General features: G+C 42.4%; 13 protein-coding genes. 10 read left to right on the forward strand and 3 right to left on the reverse strand.

Annotation, left to right across the window (positions count from 1 at the left end; translation table 11 throughout):
* Window positions 1-151 precede the first annotated feature (151 nt).
* The 5 genes from amt to CTT30_RS16925 all read left to right on the forward strand — a co-directional run bounded on the left by amt (window position 152) and on the right by CTT30_RS16925 (window position 6,871).
* Window positions 152-2,335 (forward strand): ammonium transporter, encoded by a 2,184-nt coding sequence (gene amt, locus CTT30_RS16905; RefSeq protein ID WP_252037212.1) that lies wholly within the window; start codon window positions 152-154, stop codon window positions 2,333-2,335.
* A 24-nt stretch (window positions 2,336-2,359) separates the two neighbouring features.
* Window positions 2,360-3,643, forward strand: coding sequence for an HD domain-containing phosphohydrolase (locus CTT30_RS16910; protein ID WP_252037213.1), 1,284 nt, complete (start codon window positions 2,360-2,362; stop codon window positions 3,641-3,643).
* Window positions 3,644-3,918: 275 nt separating this feature from the next.
* Window positions 3,919-4,239 carry a (2Fe-2S)-binding protein gene (locus tag CTT30_RS16915; RefSeq protein ID WP_239835987.1) on the forward strand — a complete coding sequence of 107 codons (321 nt, stop codon included), beginning with the start codon at window positions 3,919-3,921 and terminating at the stop codon, window positions 4,237-4,239.
* Window positions 4,236-5,618, forward strand: coding sequence for an FAD/NAD(P)-dependent oxidoreductase (locus CTT30_RS16920; protein ID WP_252037214.1), 1,383 nt, complete (start codon window positions 4,236-4,238; stop codon window positions 5,616-5,618). Before CTT30_RS16915 ends, CTT30_RS16920 begins: the two co-directional genes overlap by 4 nt.
* Window positions 5,618-6,871: an NAD(P)/FAD-dependent oxidoreductase gene (locus CTT30_RS16925; RefSeq protein WP_286037079.1), complete on the forward strand. Its 1,254-nt coding sequence runs from the start codon at window positions 5,618-5,620 to the stop codon at window positions 6,869-6,871. The genes CTT30_RS16920 and CTT30_RS16925 overlap by 1 nt, the downstream gene beginning before the upstream one ends.
* A gap of 621 nt (window positions 6,872-7,492) precedes the next feature.
* On the opposite strand, the gene CTT30_RS16930 is transcribed toward CTT30_RS16925, so the two are convergent.
* Entirely contained in the window at window positions 7,493-8,341 is an 849-nt protein-coding gene (locus CTT30_RS16930; protein ID WP_252037215.1) for a hypothetical protein, read from the reverse strand.
* 396 nt (window positions 8,342-8,737) lie between these two features.
* Between CTT30_RS16930 and CTT30_RS16935 the strand changes: the two genes are divergently transcribed.
* From CTT30_RS16935 to ompW, 4 genes are all read left to right on the forward strand, one after another.
* Complete coding sequence (locus CTT30_RS16935; protein ID WP_252037216.1) at window positions 8,738-9,355, forward strand: hypothetical protein; 618 nt, start codon at window positions 8,738-8,740, stop codon at window positions 9,353-9,355.
* Between the two features lie 100 nt (window positions 9,356-9,455).
* The gene (locus CTT30_RS16940) at window positions 9,456-9,755 is read left to right on the forward strand and encodes an isoamylase early set domain-containing protein (protein WP_239835990.1); all 300 of its coding nucleotides are present in this window, start codon (window positions 9,456-9,458) and stop codon (window positions 9,753-9,755) included.
* 162 nt (window positions 9,756-9,917) lie between these two features.
* Complete coding sequence (gene shyA / locus CTT30_RS16945) at window positions 9,918-11,225, forward strand: peptidoglycan DD-endopeptidase ShyA (protein WP_503044902.1); 1,308 nt, start codon at window positions 9,918-9,920, stop codon at window positions 11,223-11,225.
* A gap of 253 nt (window positions 11,226-11,478) precedes the next feature.
* Complete coding sequence (ompW, locus tag CTT30_RS16950; protein WP_239835991.1) at window positions 11,479-12,123, forward strand: outer membrane protein OmpW; 645 nt, start codon at window positions 11,479-11,481, stop codon at window positions 12,121-12,123.
* 47 nt (window positions 12,124-12,170) lie between these two features.
* Here ompW and CTT30_RS16955 read toward each other — a convergent pair whose 3' ends face one another.
* Window positions 12,171-12,650, reverse strand: coding sequence for a PaaI family thioesterase (locus tag CTT30_RS16955; RefSeq protein WP_252037217.1), 480 nt, complete (start codon window positions 12,648-12,650; stop codon window positions 12,171-12,173).
* Window positions 12,651-13,164: 514 nt separating this feature from the next.
* Here CTT30_RS16955 and CTT30_RS16960 point away from each other — a divergent pair.
* Window positions 13,165-14,874, forward strand: coding sequence for a S8 family peptidase (locus CTT30_RS16960; RefSeq protein ID WP_252037218.1), 1,710 nt, complete (start codon window positions 13,165-13,167; stop codon window positions 14,872-14,874).
* A 131-nt stretch (window positions 14,875-15,005) separates the two neighbouring features.
* Here the strand turns inward: CTT30_RS16960 and CTT30_RS16965 are convergent, their stop codons facing one another.
* Window positions 15,006-16,598, reverse strand: coding sequence for a bacteriohemerythrin (locus CTT30_RS16965; protein ID WP_252037219.1), 1,593 nt, complete (start codon window positions 16,596-16,598; stop codon window positions 15,006-15,008).
* Window positions 16,599-16,670: the final 72 nt, after the last annotated feature.

Raw genomic sequence — 16,670 nt, forward strand, 5'->3', positions numbered from 1 at the left:
ATACCACGACTTAATCTCTCTCTGTCTCCAGCCACTCTAAATCGCTATTCTGAGCCAATATGTTGAATTTACGACTATATTAATATTTATATGCAATCACATGGGTGTAGATTCAGCTTTCTAATTTAATAGCTGGAAACATATAAGTATTATGAATTCATTGTTCGTATTTTTGTGTACGTTACTTGTCTTATTGATGCAGGTTGGCTTTTTGCTGTTAGAAGCGGGAACGGTGCGCAGAAAAAATACAGTCAATGTTGCTGCAAAAAACTTAATCGACCTAGCGGTGGTCTTGGGGCTGTATTGGCTGCTTGGCTACGGCATTATGTTTGGTGATTCTTGGCAAGGATTACTTGGGACCAGTCAGTTCATGCTCCCAGCATTTAACACTGTCGATGAAGGTGCATTTTTTTTCTATCAGATGGTCTTTTGTGCCACATCAGTCACCATTATTTCTGGAGCGATTGCAGAGCGAGGTAGCTTGAAGGGCTATATTGCGATTTCTGTCTTAATTGCAACTTTTATTTATCCGACTGTCGGTCACTGGATTTGGGCAGACGACGGATGGTTAGCTCAATACGGTTTTGTAGATTTCGCGGGTTCAACCGCTGTTCACGCAGTGGGTGGCTGGGCAGCACTTGCTGCCGTGATTGTGATAGGCCCTAGATTAGATCGTTTTAAGGACGGTAAAACCTTCCACCACAGTAGCTTAGTACAGACCGTCACAGGGGTCGTGTTCTTATGGATTGGGTGGTTAGGGTTTAATGCTGGCAGCTCACTCGCGTTTAGTGCCAATACTTTTAATATCATCCTCAATACTATTCTTGCCGGGGCGATGGGGGGGCTGACATCAGCGTTAGTTTCATTGTATTTGGTTAAGCGAGTACACGTCCCCCATTTCTGCAACGGTATTTTGTCGGGCTTAGTGGCGATCACTGCCAACTGTGATTTAGTCAATGCCCCTAGTGCGGTGGCAATAGGTATGATTGCGGCTGTGATTTATACCTTTGCCCACCATTTTTTAATCCGCAAAAAGATCGATGATGTAGTAGGTGCGATACCGGTTCATTTGGCGAATGGGATCTGGGGCACTTTGGCTGTCGCCTTTTTTGCTCCTCAAGACGCTTTTTCAGGATTATTGGTCGCTGAAGACAGACTCAGCCAAATCGTGATTCAGATATTTGGCATTAGCGTAACCAGTGCATTTGTTTTTCCTCTCAGTTATTTGGCTTTCTACTTAATTAATAAGTTGATTCCTTTGAGAGTGCCGCAGGATGAAGAGGTAGTTGGGCTGAATATCTCTTCGCACGAAGCCAGTAGCGAGCTCTATGATTTAGTGACGGTCATGCAGCATCAAGAAGCGAGTGGTGATTTTACCCAACGAATTAGCTACGACCCAACGTCAGAGGTTGGAATGATTGCACGCCAGTACAATCGAGTGTTAACGCGCTTCGAAGATGCATTAGTCAAAGTGACGAAAAAACACCATTCTCTTGTTGAGTCAAATCAGCGTATTAAAGAGATGGAAGCGAGGTTAGAGAGAGATGAAAAGTTGTCGAATTTAGGTCAAGTCAGCTCTGGACTTTTGAGGGAAATCAATGGGCCTATCAGTTATGTCTTGAGTAATATTAATACGCTTAAAGATTACAATCGTTTTTTTAAAACTTTAGTGACGGAATACAAAACGTTTGCTGCTGCGGCATCTGCGCATCCTGTAGTCGCCAAGGAAGTGTTGAATCGGATAGACCGAATTTGTGCGGAGGAAGATCTGGACTTTGTCTTTGAAGATAGTGATGAGCTGATTAAAGCGACATCTGAAGGGGCTTTGAAAATTGATAGTATCCTTTCCAATATCAAGACGTTTTCAGATTACAGTGATGAGCCGTTTGATTTGAAAGATGTTCATGTCATTTTATCATCTGCGATTGAGAGCCTGTCAGAACGCATCGAGTCTAACTGTCAGATTATTGAGTCTTATGGCGCTGAAAATGCACTGGTTTCATGCAGTTCTCATCAACTTGAACAGCTTTTCGTGAATCTACTTGTGAACTCTTTACAGGCTATTGGCAATGAACTGGGGGCAATTAAGGTAATAACAAGTAACTCAGAAAAAGAGTTAATCATTCATATAGTTGACAGTGGTATTGGTATTCCCGAAGAAAATATATCTCAGATATTTGAACCTTTTTTTAGTACGCGAGCAGAGACAAGCAATACAGGGCTAGGGTTATCTATTTGTCATGGTGTCGTGAACAACCATGGAGGTAAAATTGATGTTGTGAGCAAAGTCGGTAAAGGGACTAAGTTCACCGTACATTTGCCAATATCAAACTAACTACCAATTGAAAGGGAAGTCCGTATGGATAAGGAGAGTTTAGTAAAACTGGTTATTGTGGATGACGAAGTACAGATAACTCGTGCGCTTTCACGTTTATTGAGAAAAGATTTCTGTGTTGTGGCATTCAATAATCCAGTCGATGCTCTTGCATACCTTAATGATCACGAAGTTTCTCTCATTGTTGCAGATTTGAATATGGTTTCTATGAATGGACCTAAATTCTTCTCTCAGGCTAAGCACGTTCAACCTAGTGCGGTACGAGTCGCTTTGGCAAGTCGTGTTGCTAATAATGATTTCATGGCTTTAATCAACGAAGGAAGTATCAGTTATGTACTGTCTAAACCTTGGGAAAACGAAGCGGTAAAGAAGACATTATCTCGACTCAAGTCCCAGTTTGAGATGATGGGGGGGATTGAGAAGTATGTGAAGCATCAAGAAGTCGTTAATACAAAGCTTCAGCAAGATAATGAGAGTTTAAAAAGGCAACTTGCGGAAAAGAGTCAGTATATTAATGGGCTAGAGCTGAAATCTAAAGGCGTAAACCATAAGTATAACGAGTTAATGCACAGCACATTAAACTTGTTGGTGAACGTTATTGTAGATAGCGGCTATCTTCAAAAGCCAGATCTATTGCGCATAGCGAATCATGCCAAGGAGTTGGTCAGCTACATGTCATCTTCTGATGTCTCTAGTGATCAGGCCTATAGAGCGGCCTTACTTCACCCGATTGGATTGGTGTTTTGCCAATTGAACCAGCAGTCGTCACCGGTATACGAAGCACATCATATCGGACCTTGTAGTTTTGGCCCCAAAGCTGCGGAACTGTTTTCCTCTAATGCTTTCTTTGAGCCGCTTCTCTCAGGTATACAGTATCAAGATGAAAATGTTGATGGCTCAGGGTTTGCCAAAGGATTAATAGGAGAGCAAATACCTGTTTTAGCAAGGCTCATAAGAGTAGTTAAGGATTATCATTATCTCACAGTGAATCATGGTGATAGAACAAAGCTTTGTTTGCCAGCAGTTGCTGAGAGTGTGATGAAAGAGAAATCAAAGATTCATTATGATCCTGTCATTCTTAAGGCCTATTTTCATATGTTGGAAGACAAACGTAGGAATAATTCGAGAACACTGGAATGTTGTGTAAGTCTTAGCGATCTAAAACCAGGAATTGAAATTAAACGAGATGTTTCTCTGCCCAATGGCAATATTCTTATTAAAAGAGGAAGTACACTGAATCAGGAAATGTTGGATAGATTGTTTGAACTTGAAGAATCTAAAGTCCAACACTTTGTTTATGTCATCTAGAGTTAATTTCATGACAATGACATGTGCATTTAGGTTTAAAAAATGCCTAGCGTGTATCAATTTCCCCCGTATGTTGAAGTCCACCTTTCTAAATAACCCATTCTTTTACGCTCCTATAACAGCAGTGGTCTGATGAGATACTGACTAGTAGCACAAGTATTTCCCTTAATAACTGTGATGGTTCTTTTTAAATTGAAAGTGCGTCTTTTTTGATCATTTTCCTTATCTTTATTATGGGTATGATGCGTATGCGCTTTGTTGCATTGGAGAGGTATATGAAATCTATTACAAAAAGAAACCAAGATATTACTAAGGTGCTCGATAAGCCCTTCACCATTAATGTTGATGGAAAACCGATTCCGGCGGTTGAAGGAGAGAGCGTGCTCAGTGCTTTATTGGCTTCGAACATTCGTCAGTTGATGACCAACGATTATGGTGCAGAGTCTGGTCCATATTGTGGTATGGGAGTTTGTCATTGCTGCCTTCTGCATATCGATGGTCGCCACAAACAGAGAGCCTGTCAGACTATCGTCAAACCTGATATGAAGGTTGAGACCAGCCGTAATTTTGTGCTGGAGCAAGGGGGTGAGCTATGACGAAGAAAGTGGTGATCATCGGTGGTGGACCGGCAGGCATGTCGGCAGCGACTGAATTGGCACGCTTTGGGATTCATACCACCGTTATTGATGAAGCCCCTAAAGCAGGTGGAGTGATCTATCGTGGTCCATGGCGCAAAACAGCAGACATGCCCCACCTAGATGAAAAATTAACCACTGCGATGGACAAACTGCAGGAGGATTATCAGAGTAACGCATCTTTTATCGACTTAAAAACCCAGACAAGAGTGCTTGGGCCTTTAGGAGAAAACAATTTATTGGTTACTCATGATCACAAGCTATCTCATATTGAATATGACCATTTGTTGTTGGCGACAGGATGTCAGGAGCGAAGCATTCCATTCCCGGGATGGCAGCTTCCGGGTGTTATGCTGTTGGGGGCCATACAGTTACAGTTGAAGAGTGGCTTAGTCCGACCTGGCAATAAAGTGGTGATTACGGGCAGTGGCCCACTGCTGGTATTGGTGGCTTGCCAGTTACATAAAGCAGGTTGTCAGGTTGAGGCCATTTATGAAGCGGCTAAGTTTTCATCAATAGCTAAAGAAACGCTGGCGATGCTTAATCGCCCTCAGCAAGCGTTGGATGGCCTGTCTATGATGTGGTACCTCAAGCAACATAACATTCCACTGCATTATGGGTGGGGGCTAGTCAAAGCAGAAGGCGTTCGCCAACTGAATGAAGTGACGGTCGCACCGTATGATGACAACTGGTACCCAGATCATTCTCAAGCGGTCACGCATGTCGTTGATACCTTGGGGGTAGGATACGGTTTTGCTGCGCGCTCGCAATTGGCTCAATTAATTGGGCTGGACATAGAATATGACCACATGAGTGGTGCAATCCCTGTAGTGGATGAATGGCAGCGTAGCAGTCAGAAAAACATTTTTTGTGCGGGAGATAGTGCCAAAATTGCAGGTGCAGATGCCGCTATGTTAGAGGGTAAAATCGCCGCGAAAGCCATTGCTTGTGAGATGGGAAAACTGGGGGGCGCAGATGCAGAGCAATACATTACAGCAATGCGCCGTAAGTTGTCTCGTCTCTATCGCTTCCGTCAAGCGTTTGATAATGCCGGTTTCCGCGAACTAGGGCTACTCTCTTTGCCTGATGAAGACACGGTGATTTGCCGATGTGAGCAAGTGAAGAAAAAGGCCATCGATGATGCGATTGCTCAAGGATGTCGAGACATTGTCACTTTAAAAATGCGTACTCGAGCGACTATGGGTGACTGTCAGGGTAAGACCTGTTCCCATTATTGTTACGACAGATTAAAGAAAGAAGGATTCAGTCAGGAGCAAGGCTTAGTTCGCCCAAGGTTTCCACTTGATCCAATCCCATTTTCAGCGCTGGAGGAAGAATAATGAAAGCGTACGATGTAGTCATTTGTGGTGGTGGTGTTATTGGCGCATCCATTGCTTACTTCCTGAGCCGTCAGAAAGATCTAAAAATAGCCGTTGTTGATTTTAAATATCCTGGAAACGCTTCCCGAGCATCAGCAGGGGGATTATGGGCAATGGGTGAGTCAACAGGGTTAGGCTGTGGCGTTATCTTATTTAAGACATTGTCCAAACAAATGCAGGAGTCGGGGGCGAATGAAGCGCCGGAAATGAATCCTCATATCATGCCTGAACCTTTCTTCGATATGGCGATGATGTCTAACGCAATGTATCCGGCTCTCTATGAAGAGTTGGTTGAAAAGCATGGTGTTGACTTCAAGTTTGAACGCACAGGGCTAAAGTTTGTGATGTTCGATAAATATGATCGTATGTACGCTGAACAAATCGCAGCAGCGGTCCCTGATCGTCATGACCATGTTCGATGGGTTTCACAAGAAGAGTTGCATGCTGAGGAGCCTAACGTCTCCAAAGAGGCTATCGGCGCGATGGAGTTCGACTGTGATCACCAAGTTAACCCATATCGCCTTAACGAAGCCTATCTGGAAGCTGCGCGCCAAAATGGGGTTGAGTTATATCTCAATACCAAAGTGACTGGAATCGAGAGACAGGGCAGCCGCGTCACAGCAGTAAAAACTGAACAAGGTGTCTTACCGTGTAAAATGATGGTCAACGCTGCAGGTGCTTGGGCGGAGACGATCAGTCAATGGGCGACAGGCTATAAGCTGCCGGTGTTCCCAGTGAAAGGTCAGGTCATTATTACTGAGAAACTACCGAAGTTACTCAACGGTTGCTTGACGACCAGTGATTGCTATATCGCGCAGAAAGATAATGGTGAGATCCTGATAGGTTCGACAACGGAAGAACGAGGCTTTGATACCAGTAATGACATCAAATACATCAAGCAGTTAGGACAAGGAGCCATGAAGTCTATTCCTGCGTTAAAAGACATGAACATCAAACGTTGTTGGGCAGGGCTGCGTCCGGGTTCTCCAGATGAGCTACCGATTATCGGGCCAGTGCCGGGAGTGGAGGGTTACCTCAATGCTTGCGGGCATTTCCGAACTGGTATGTTGACATCAGCGATAACGGGGAGAATTCTCGATGAGCTTGTGAGAAGTTTGCCGACTTGCGTTGATATTTCACCTTTCTCCTATCAACGTTTCTTAAACAGCGAGGGGGAGATGATTGGTAAATACCAACTCGATCATGCTTTATAAACGAGTTTGTTTCTAAGGGTAGTGCCTATAAATCTCTTTCTTTTCAGTACAATGTCTAAAAATGGCATGTGACTAAAACCTTTGATCTAAACTAAGTCATTAAAGATCTCGAATTTTGGGCAAGGTTTGACAGGAAAAGATGGTTTATTAACCACTCTCATTAAAAAGATGGCCTAAAAGCCGAGCTTGTGCAGCACTTGGAAGAGGAGGGTTAGATTAGTCGTAGGAATGGTTTCAGCAAGAAAGTTAGACCAATCTAATTGATGGAATGACCGTAAGATATTATCCGTGTTCTTGCTAGGTATGAGTGATTGGGACATTCGTGGTCATTATGGTGTTAATGCTAGTCAGTTTGGCTTACTGGCATTTTTTATTTTGAGGATACCGTCTGGTCTTTAGCTTTACTTAATTTGGATAAAACCTATTATTGCCTAGGTTGAAATTTAAGCTCCATTTCTAAATAAGAAATGAGAAAGTGACTTAGTTAGTCTACTTTTCCTAAACAACCTGACAGAAGGCATTCGCCAGATTCTCAATAGAAACTGGCGAATGCCTTCCATGCAAGCTTGTGCACTATAGCGAAAAATTATTGCTCAGCAGTGTGTATACCTGTTTGAGCTACTACAAATTATTGTGCCCAGTTGCAAGTAAAAAACCACAAAGCTTTCCAAAAGTTGGAATAGTTACTTTTGAATGGTTTTCAGCAGTATCAGCCAACACCTTTCCTACTTTTTCGAGAATCTTTAAATAGTTTTCACTATGGTCATCAGTCGCATCTACTTGAGCCACAATGTTATTGGTAATTGGAAACTCGTGGTGACCTAAGCGCAGGATAACATCTTCTGTTATTTGCCCTGACATTAGTCTCAGAAAAGTGTAAAGCAAAGCTGTTCCATCAACGATTAAAAGTACACTGTTGGCTCTATTATGAGAAACATCATATTCGACTGGTGTATCGTTTAAGAAAAGAGGATTGGCTTTCTTCCCTCCCAACAGCTTCTGGTCCAGGCGAATCTCTACTCTTTGTCGCTGGAAGTCTACTCTCAAATCTAGTGTTATGCCTTTATCCTTAACTTCAGGGTGACAAAACTCTACTTCATTCAATTCAGCATCTTTGAGAACTTTATTGCGTTTTCTAGTATCGACTGTCGTCGCAACATCCAAACGATTTATAACTTTATCATAGTTAGTGTGCCATTCATTACAAACTTGATTCTTAGCTTCCTCTTTAACCCTCAGATAAGACGCAACATTTTGAGTGATCTCTTTTTGTTTATCTAAACTCTTTTTACTATATAGGTAAACCACCAAAGCTAAGATTACAACTCCACCGATTATGGACTCTACTGGATATGTAGCCAAAAAACGGAAAATAGCAATAGCACCTGCGACAAGTAGAGCAACTGCTGCGATGTTCGTGAACTCTCTCCTACCACTTCTTGTTGCTAGGTTAATACGGTAGATAATCATACGACTCAAACCCTCAAGGAATTGTTATTGGGATGTTTCAGCAAGAAAAGCTTTCGCCCCCAGATAAATTAGAGGCAAGTAAACACAATTATCTTAATGTAAGCAATTACTACAGGATGAAAAGCAATTACCTTTGTGTAAGCAATTACTACGGGCTGAAACACGTTTCTTTGGCATAGTGATGATTGCTAGTGTATGTATTTGAGTTTTTTTGTATTCCTCGGAATACGCTAGCAAAAGTATCCACTTTTATATGAACGCACTTTGTTAATCTTTATAATAAAATCAAAGTTTAAAAATAGTTACTTGAGGGTCAGATGTCCCATTTTATCTCTTTGGCCTTGCTGCTAACATGGCGCTTACCCGTATCAAATATCTGATAAGACATACTACAAGATGAAAAAGCGCTTTTTACCCATTCCTCTTATCCTTCTGATCCCTATTCTCTTATTAATAGTTGTCACTATCGCCGGCCTGTATCGATTTAGTCTTTCTGATGAAGAGATCATGGCTAAGTTTCCTAATCAAGCTGCAAGTAGCGACGCTGTTATGCATTCTGTCTTTGGTATTTCAACTACTAACCCATGGACAGTGAAAGTACCTGATAGTCAGGCATATTCCTTTATGAAAAAGCTTGACCCAGAGACGGGGTTAGCCAGTGGCACATATGAAGATGGTGCTGAGCGGGGTACCATTACCGTGAATACCAAGCAGATGGTTCAGGTGACACCAACTTTATTGGCTTCGATATTAACAGTCTCAAATCAAGGCTCCGGTGTGTTCTACTATCTCGCCACATTTCATTATGACGAGTTTCGAAAGCGCATGATTTCAAGAGAAGCGCAATTTTTGGGAGACAGAATAGTGGTGGAGACACTTGAGAAGCAGCAGCACAACCTCCGTCTCATTATTAAACAACGTGATGCTGATCAATCAATGGCGCAAGAACCAACGATTTCAACGGCTATACTTTTCAAACTGACTGGGCAAGATAGCCTAGAGCGTGTCGAGTAATCAGTGTTCAATACGGTATTGTGCATGTGGTACGGATTACTTATTATTTGGCCTAACAAGCTATGAGATGGATTTGTTATTGTCGTTAATGGAGTAAATCATGATTAATAAGCGCTTCTTTAAAACTAAAGATGAAGTTGAAGTGACGTTCGAGCTATCGGAAGAGCAGGTTGGACAATCGGTGGCTATTGTAGCTGACTTCTTAGATTGGCAGCCAACGCAGATGAAAAAAGTGGCTAAATCAAAATCGTATAAGTTCAAAACACGTTTGCCAAAGGATAGTCAGTTCCAATTCCGTTACTTGGTGGATAACGAAAGATGGATTAACGATCCGAATGCCGATCAGTATCAACCAAACGGATTTGGTTCCGATAACGGGCTAGTTCTAACCTATAAGTAATATAAATGCATATGAAAGTGAGTGATTACTATCATTCATGATGCACATCTATAAGGCGCGTTTGCGCCTTTTTTTGATCCAAACATGACATTCCCTAGGTGACAAGCCGAGTAGAAATTCGTACCCTTATGCCTTTGTTTTAACCATGTAAAAGGTCAAATTGTGCAGTCCCAAAGATTGACATCTCGCTTTAGAGAGCTCTCCAAGTCGAGAAAAGTGATGCTTTTGAGTCTTCCTATTGTTGCCATATTGATGCTATCTGCAACAAACAAAAGCAGCCAATATCAGCGCACTATTGATCTTTCGCTACCTGAATCGACCATCGTTAATGATTTGCTTAACGATACGGATGTGGTTCAGGAAATGCCGAATTATGAATATGTGATTCGCAAAGGCGATAATCTTAGTACGATTTTTGATCAGCTCGGCTTCGGATATAGTGAGCTGATGAAGATAATGGAAACAGATCTGAACTATCTCGCTCTGGATACGTTAAAACCGGGAAATACCCTACGATTCTGGCAAGACGCCGAAACTAAGCGGCTTGCAAAAATGGAACTTGAGTTCAGCATTGTTGAACGAGCAGTGTATAGCCTACTTGACGATGGCAGCTATGCATTTACTGATGTGAAGATTCCGGGTACTTGGAAAGAACAGGCGCTGGTGGGAGAAATTGCAGGTAGTTTTTCTCAGTCTTTACATCGTTTAGGTTTAGGTAGTGTTGAAAACGAGCAAATTGTTACTTTATTAAAAGACAAGCTTAACTTTTCCCGTGATCTGCGTGCGGGTGATGTGTTCGAGGTGGTGCTTTCCAAGCAATATGTTGGCGACCAATTGACGGGTAACAAAGAGCTCCAGGCGGTAAAAATATATAACCGTGGAAGAGAGGTAACGGCTTATCTTCACTCTGACGGTCAATATTACGATAAGAATGGTAATAGCCTTCAGCGCGCTTTCCAGCGTAAGCCTGTGAGTGGTCACTATCGCCTCAGCTCTAATTTTAACCCTACGCGTAAACACCCTGTAACGAGGCGTATTGCGCCACATAATGGGACAGACTGGGCTACTCCAACAGGTACGCCAATTGTCTCAACGGGCGATGGTGTCGTTGTCATGACACGTAAACATCCTTATGCAGGCAATTACGTTGTCATCCAGCATGGCAGCCGCTATAAAACTCGCTATCTTCATTTGAGTAAGATTTTAGTGCGTAAAGGCCAGAAAGTTTCTCGTGGTCAGCGAATAGGTCTATCGGGTGCGACCGGCCGAGTTACAGGGCCGCATATTCACTATGAACTCATTGACCGAGGTCGACCAGTCAATGCGATGACAGCTAATATCCCAATGGCGAGCTCAGTTCCGAAAAATGAAATGATGGCTTTTAAAGCCCGCCGTGACGAGTTGGACACCATGCTTCGACAGCAAGAAATTCAACTGGCTAGTCAGAATGACTCTAAGACAACCAGTTAAATGGTTAGAGTCCCAAAAGCTCCTTCGGGAGCTTTTTTTATTTGTGATACACATAAGCTTTGCATTACATAAACGTCATCAAATTGCACCGAAAAAGTGATCATATCGAGACAAATGTAAATCGGTTATCCATAAATTTCACAAATTGATTTCCATCAAAATAGTAGGGTTATTGTGTGCTAGTTTGCACTCCACAATAAATAAGATTCCCTCAATCATTAATTAAAATAAGCCCTACGTAAGGATATCAACAATGAAAAAAACTGTATGTGGCCTAGCAGTGGTTGCTGCGCTTGCTTCCGGTAATGTTCTTGCTCACCAAGAAGGTGACTTTATTGTTCGCGCGGGATTGGCGATGGTCTCTCCAAATGACAGCAGTGATAAAATCTTAGGTTCTGATAAAGAGCTTCAAGTGGACTCAGACACACAAATCGGCCTTACTTTTGGCTATATGTTTACAGATAACATTAGTTTAGAGGTGCTTGCTGCAACGCCTTTCCAACATACCATTTCAACGGATTTGCTTAATCAAGATATTGGTGAAACTAAGCACTTACCACCTACGTTTATGGTTCAATACTATTTTGGTGAAGCGAACAGCGAGCTTCGTCCGTATGTCGGTGTTGGTATTAACTACACCACCTTCTTTGATGAAGGTTTTAACAGTAACGGTACAGCGGCAACCTTAAGTAATCTTAAGTTAGATGATTCTTGGGGGTTAGCAGCAAATGTAGGTTTAGATTACATGATAAACGAGGACTGGTTTATCAATGGCGCAGTTTGGTATGCGGATATCGATACAACCGCCACATTCGATCATGCTACGCTAGGTACTCAATCGGTTGATGTCTCTATTGACCCATGGGTATTTATGATTGGTGCTGGTTACAAGTTTTAATTCGTCTAGCAGGAGAAAGCCAGCGATTGTTACGCTGGCTTTTTTGGTTAACCCCTTGTTTGGAACCATTCACTCGGTACTTTTACGGCGACCACATGGCTCTGACAACAAAGTATGCCGTCAGAAAAAAGCTCACATTGAAGTTCGATCTTGCTATCTTTTGCTTCGATGATGGAAGCGATGAGCTTAACATCTTCATTAATTGGCACTGGTCTGAGAAATTTCACATCTAGGCTACCAGTCGCAAACCAAATGGCTTCCCCTGAGCCAATTTCTCTGTCTTGCATCTTATAGCCCTTGGCAATAGCGGTACAGACACAATGGCAGTCAATAATGGTAGAAATAATGCCACCGTTAAGAAAGTGTAGTGGCCCTGCGCTGTGATGAGGTAAAGGTGTAAAGGTACAGACAGACTCATTGCTTCCATGCCAGTAACTTTTGATTTGCAGCCCGAGCGCATTTTCAGATCCACAGCCAAAACAATGGTTATTGGGGATCTGTTCCTGAAAGGCTTTGTTCTGTTCCATGCGGGACCCTCAGATGTCTTTGTCGAATTCATTCCACAGATTGGTACTCAGTCTAGTAAAGCAGGAGATGATTAGACTTCAAGCTAGCTTGGCAATTCTGTGAGTGTCTGCTCAAGAGTTGCTAGTGCAGTAGCAACAAACACTTATAAAGGATAATGAATTAAGAGAGATATATTCCATCATACTTATCTTTTACTGAGTTTTTTAAAAATAAAATTATAGAAATTAAATATAACGCCCTTTATGAGGTTTATGTTTGTAAACTGTTATTTTAATTGAAATGGTTAATGAGACGATTTATTTAATTGTATCAATGAAAACAACATCTTAATAAATGCCGTTCGTTATATAAGTGATTTTTTTGTTAATAGAATTTATCTCAAATTTTAGGCGGTAAATATCTCTGTTAGTGAGATCTTAAACTCATTTAATTGATTTTGTGAATGATCTTATATGAGTTGCATTTTATCTTTTGTTCGCTTTGTAAGCACATAATTAAATAGGATGTAACAGAATGAAAAACGGATATAAGCTTTCCGCACTTGCTGTCGCTATCATGGCTTCAGCATCGGTTTCAGCCAGCGTCAGTGTTGAACCAGTTCCAGCAAACTCACCTTTTATCAAAGATGTAAAAGGCAATATTGTTGAAGATTACTCGCCCAAGCCAGTTAAACCTATCGCGCCATTTTCAATGCGCATGATGAGCAACCCGTCCGCCGATCGTGGAGACTGGTTCAATGCTTCAGCGAATTACTCAAGTCTTCAAGGTGTGGGTGCTGACTATGTTTATGAGTCTCTATTACCCCCTCTAAAACCGCAGCCTGTGATTGTTGCGGTGCTTGATTCTGGTGTTGATATTGACCATGAAGATTTAAAAAACAAACTTTGGACCAATGAAGATGAAATCCCGGGTAATGGTATCGATGATGATGGCAACGGCTACATCGATGATGTTCATGGATGGAATTTCCTTGGTAACTCGCTGGGTGTGAATGTTGATCAAGACACGCTAGAAGTCACTCGTGAGTACAAAAAATACTTAGAGCTTAAAGAAGGGGGTCATTGGATCCCTCGTAAAAAGCGTGAATACTACGAGGCCGTTGAAGCAGATTACTTAGAATCGGTGGAGTATAACCAGAGCTCACTGGATCTAGTCAATTCCGCTACTGAACAAGCCAATCAGTACAAAGATCAAATTACTCAATTGACTGACCACAAAGACTTTACTGTAGATGGCTTACAAGTTTTGTTAACGCACTCTAACCCTGAAGTTGTTGAAGCGGCACAAGGTTTACTCAATGTCTTTGATTCTTGGTACTCATTCGATTATCTAGAGTCACGCAGAAGCCGTTACCAAGAATCCCTCGATTACCACTACAACCTTGATTTCGATACGCGTCGTGACATCGTAATGGATGACATCAATAACCCGTGGGAGAAGGGCTATGGTAATAATGATGTTAAAGGGCCAGTTGGTGCGCACGGTACCCACGTAGCGGGTATTATTGCCGCAGAACGTCGTAATGGTATTGGTATTGATGGTCTTGCCGATCACGCGCAAATCATGGCGGTACGCATGGTACCAAATGGTGATGAAAGGGATAAGGACATCGCGAACGCGGTTCGTTATGCTGTTGATAATGGAGCTAAAATTATCAACATGAGTTTTGGTAAGAGCTACTCACCACGTAAGTTCATTGTTGACCATGCTTTCCGTTACGCTGCGCGTAAAGGTGTGCTAATTGTACACTCAGCAGGTAATAGTCGTAATGATAACGATATTAAACCAAGTTTCCCGAACCGTTTTGCTAAGCATTCATGGTCTAAGCCAATTTCAACTTGGATGGATATCGGTGCTTCAGCGAAATATGCTGATGATTCATTAGTTGCAAGCTTCAGTAACTTTGGTCAGGAAACCGTGGATGTATTCGCGCCAGGTTACCGAATCCTTTCTTCAACACCAGACAACAATTATGCTGCGTACAGTGGGACTAGTATGGCTGCACCAGTCGTTTCTGGTGTAGCGGCAATGGTATGGTCTCATTACCCAGATCTATCGGCAGTCGAGCTTAAAGAACTACTGATGAGTAAAGCACGTACTTATCCTGAGTTGCTGGTTAAGAAGCCGTCTTCTCCTGAGGCTCTTGTGCCATTCAGCACGCTATCTATTTCCGGTGGTGTCGTTGATGCAGAAGCGATTTTCGAAGAGCTAGAAAGCCGTTAATAGATAAAACTTTATCTAACTGGTTAAGTAGGACGCCCGATGAGTTTCATCGGGCGTTTTTCATTGGCCTTAGTAGGTTTGCGACAAGCCTATATGCTGAGCGGTAATGCTTTGTGCAGTTTGGTGACGGTTCAATTTAATCCATTTCGTTTGAAGCTATCTGTATAGGCTTTATCTTCCCTCATAATATGATGGCTTAACCAGTTTTTGAGAAAGCTCATCAACTCTTCACCGATGTCTTCCCCACGTTCAGCCCGTTTCTGAAACGCTAGCACCTCATTGACAAGTTGGGCGTGCTTATCAATATGCTCCTGCGTTTGTTCATAGCCAATTTGAGCAAAAAGTGTTTCTTCGTACTTGAAGTGATTAGCCGTGTAGTCGATAAGGCCTTGAACGACACGCTTGATTGAAGGCAGCCCATAATTGTGTCTGAGTAAATGGTACAGCTCATTAATTAAATGAAGTAGAGTCTGATGCTGGCGGTTGATCTCATCCAACCCAATATCCAATTGATCATTCCACTCCATCAGTTTGTCGCGCTTGGCTTCTTCTTGTTGGATTTGTTTGTGATCCGTTTCGAATCTATGAAGTAAAGAGTTAATCTCACCAGATAAATTACGAACAGTAATACTGGCACGTAATGTTTCGCGAGTAGATTGTACGTTGTTGTCTGACTCTTGGGTTATTTGCTGAAGACAATGATCAAGATCTTGAGTTTGATTCAGCTGAGCTTCTGAAGAGCTAGCAATCTGCTGGCCATATGAGCGCACTTCATCAATTTGAAGATTGAGCTCTCTGAATGTCTCCTCTGCTGTAGAAGCTAGAGCGAGAGACTTGTCCATACTAGATTTGTTTTCCTTCATTGTTTCAAGTACATCGTCAGTTTTTGCTTGAAGGTTACTGATCTTCTCATGGATTTCTTCAGTAGCTTCCTGAGTTCGCATCGCCAAAGTGCGGACTTCATCGGCGACCACTGCAAAACCACGCCCTTGCTCGCCTGCTCGTGCACTTTCAATGGCGGCATTGAGTGCCAGTAAGTTGGTTTGATCAGCAATACTGCTTATGGTCTCCATAACTTGGCTGATTTGTGTGGTTTCTTCCATTAAAGACTGAAAATGCTCATTAGAATTCTCGATGTGTTGGTTGGCGCTGTTGAGTGCTTCTTCCAGTGCCACCATGTCGCGTGAACCTTGATCGGCTTTGTATTTAGCTTCATTGGCTAACTTAGCGGTCGATTCACAATGTTCAGAGACTTGCTGGGTAATGTCTGAAAGCTGGCTGGTAATGGATTTCGCGCTGTCGACGTCTTGTTTCTGTCCGATAGCCCCAGCTTGTGATATTTCAGAATCTTCTTGAACGGTATTTGCAACATCGAGCAATCGGTCGGTTGATTTACCAAGTGCGTGAACGGTGCGTGAAATATCTTCACCAATTCGATTGACGGTACGATATAGAGAGTGTGAGCCTGGATCGTCAACTGGGATACGAATCGTGAGATCACCCTCTGAGAGCTGTCTCGCAGCACTTCGTACTTGATTAAGCATCTGACTTAAAGCATAAAACATCGCCAGCATCACGCTATGGTAAAGAATAAGAAGTAGTAGCCCAAGCCAAGCTTGAGCATGAAATAAGTATATCGCGGCGGGTAAGGCAAGAAGAGAGAAGAGCACAACCCATTGGATAGGATTGTACTGACTGAACTTTTCGGCAACACTGTTAAACATGCACCAACTCCTTGGTGGTATATTCACTGTTCTACCTAATAAACTTAGGCGAAATATTGGGATATCCCTACC

Origin of the sequence: Vibrio coralliilyticus, assembly GCF_024449095.1 — a bacterium.
Classification (GTDB): Bacteria; Pseudomonadota; Gammaproteobacteria; order Enterobacterales; family Vibrionaceae; genus Vibrio; species Vibrio coralliilyticus_A.

Coding starts and splice junctions, on each gene's coding strand:
- amt (WP_252037212.1), top strand. CDS start 152: ATGAATTCATTGTTCGTATTTTTGTGTACGTTACTTGTCTTATTGATG.
- CTT30_RS16910 (WP_252037213.1), top strand. CDS start 2,360: ATGGATAAGGAGAGTTTAGTAAAACTGGTTATTGTGGATGACGAAGTA.
- CTT30_RS16915 (WP_239835987.1), top strand. CDS start 3,919: ATGAAATCTATTACAAAAAGAAACCAAGATATTACTAAGGTGCTCGAT.
- CTT30_RS16920 (WP_252037214.1), top strand. CDS start 4,236: ATGACGAAGAAAGTGGTGATCATCGGTGGTGGACCGGCAGGCATGTCG.
- CTT30_RS16925 (WP_286037079.1), top strand. CDS start 5,618: ATGAAAGCGTACGATGTAGTCATTTGTGGTGGTGGTGTTATTGGCGCA.
- CTT30_RS16930 (WP_252037215.1), bottom strand. CDS start 8,341: ATGATTATCTACCGTATTAACCTAGCAACAAGAAGTGGTAGGAGAGAG.
- CTT30_RS16935 (WP_252037216.1), top strand. CDS start 8,738: ATGAAAAAGCGCTTTTTACCCATTCCTCTTATCCTTCTGATCCCTATT.
- CTT30_RS16940 (WP_239835990.1), top strand. CDS start 9,456: ATGATTAATAAGCGCTTCTTTAAAACTAAAGATGAAGTTGAAGTGACG.
- ompW (WP_239835991.1), top strand. CDS start 11,479: ATGAAAAAAACTGTATGTGGCCTAGCAGTGGTTGCTGCGCTTGCTTCC.
- CTT30_RS16955 (WP_252037217.1), bottom strand. CDS start 12,650: ATGGAACAGAACAAAGCCTTTCAGGAACAGATCCCCAATAACCATTGT.
- CTT30_RS16960 (WP_252037218.1), top strand. CDS start 13,165: ATGAAAAACGGATATAAGCTTTCCGCACTTGCTGTCGCTATCATGGCT.
- CTT30_RS16965 (WP_252037219.1), bottom strand. CDS start 16,598: ATGTTTAACAGTGTTGCCGAAAAGTTCAGTCAGTACAATCCTATCCAA.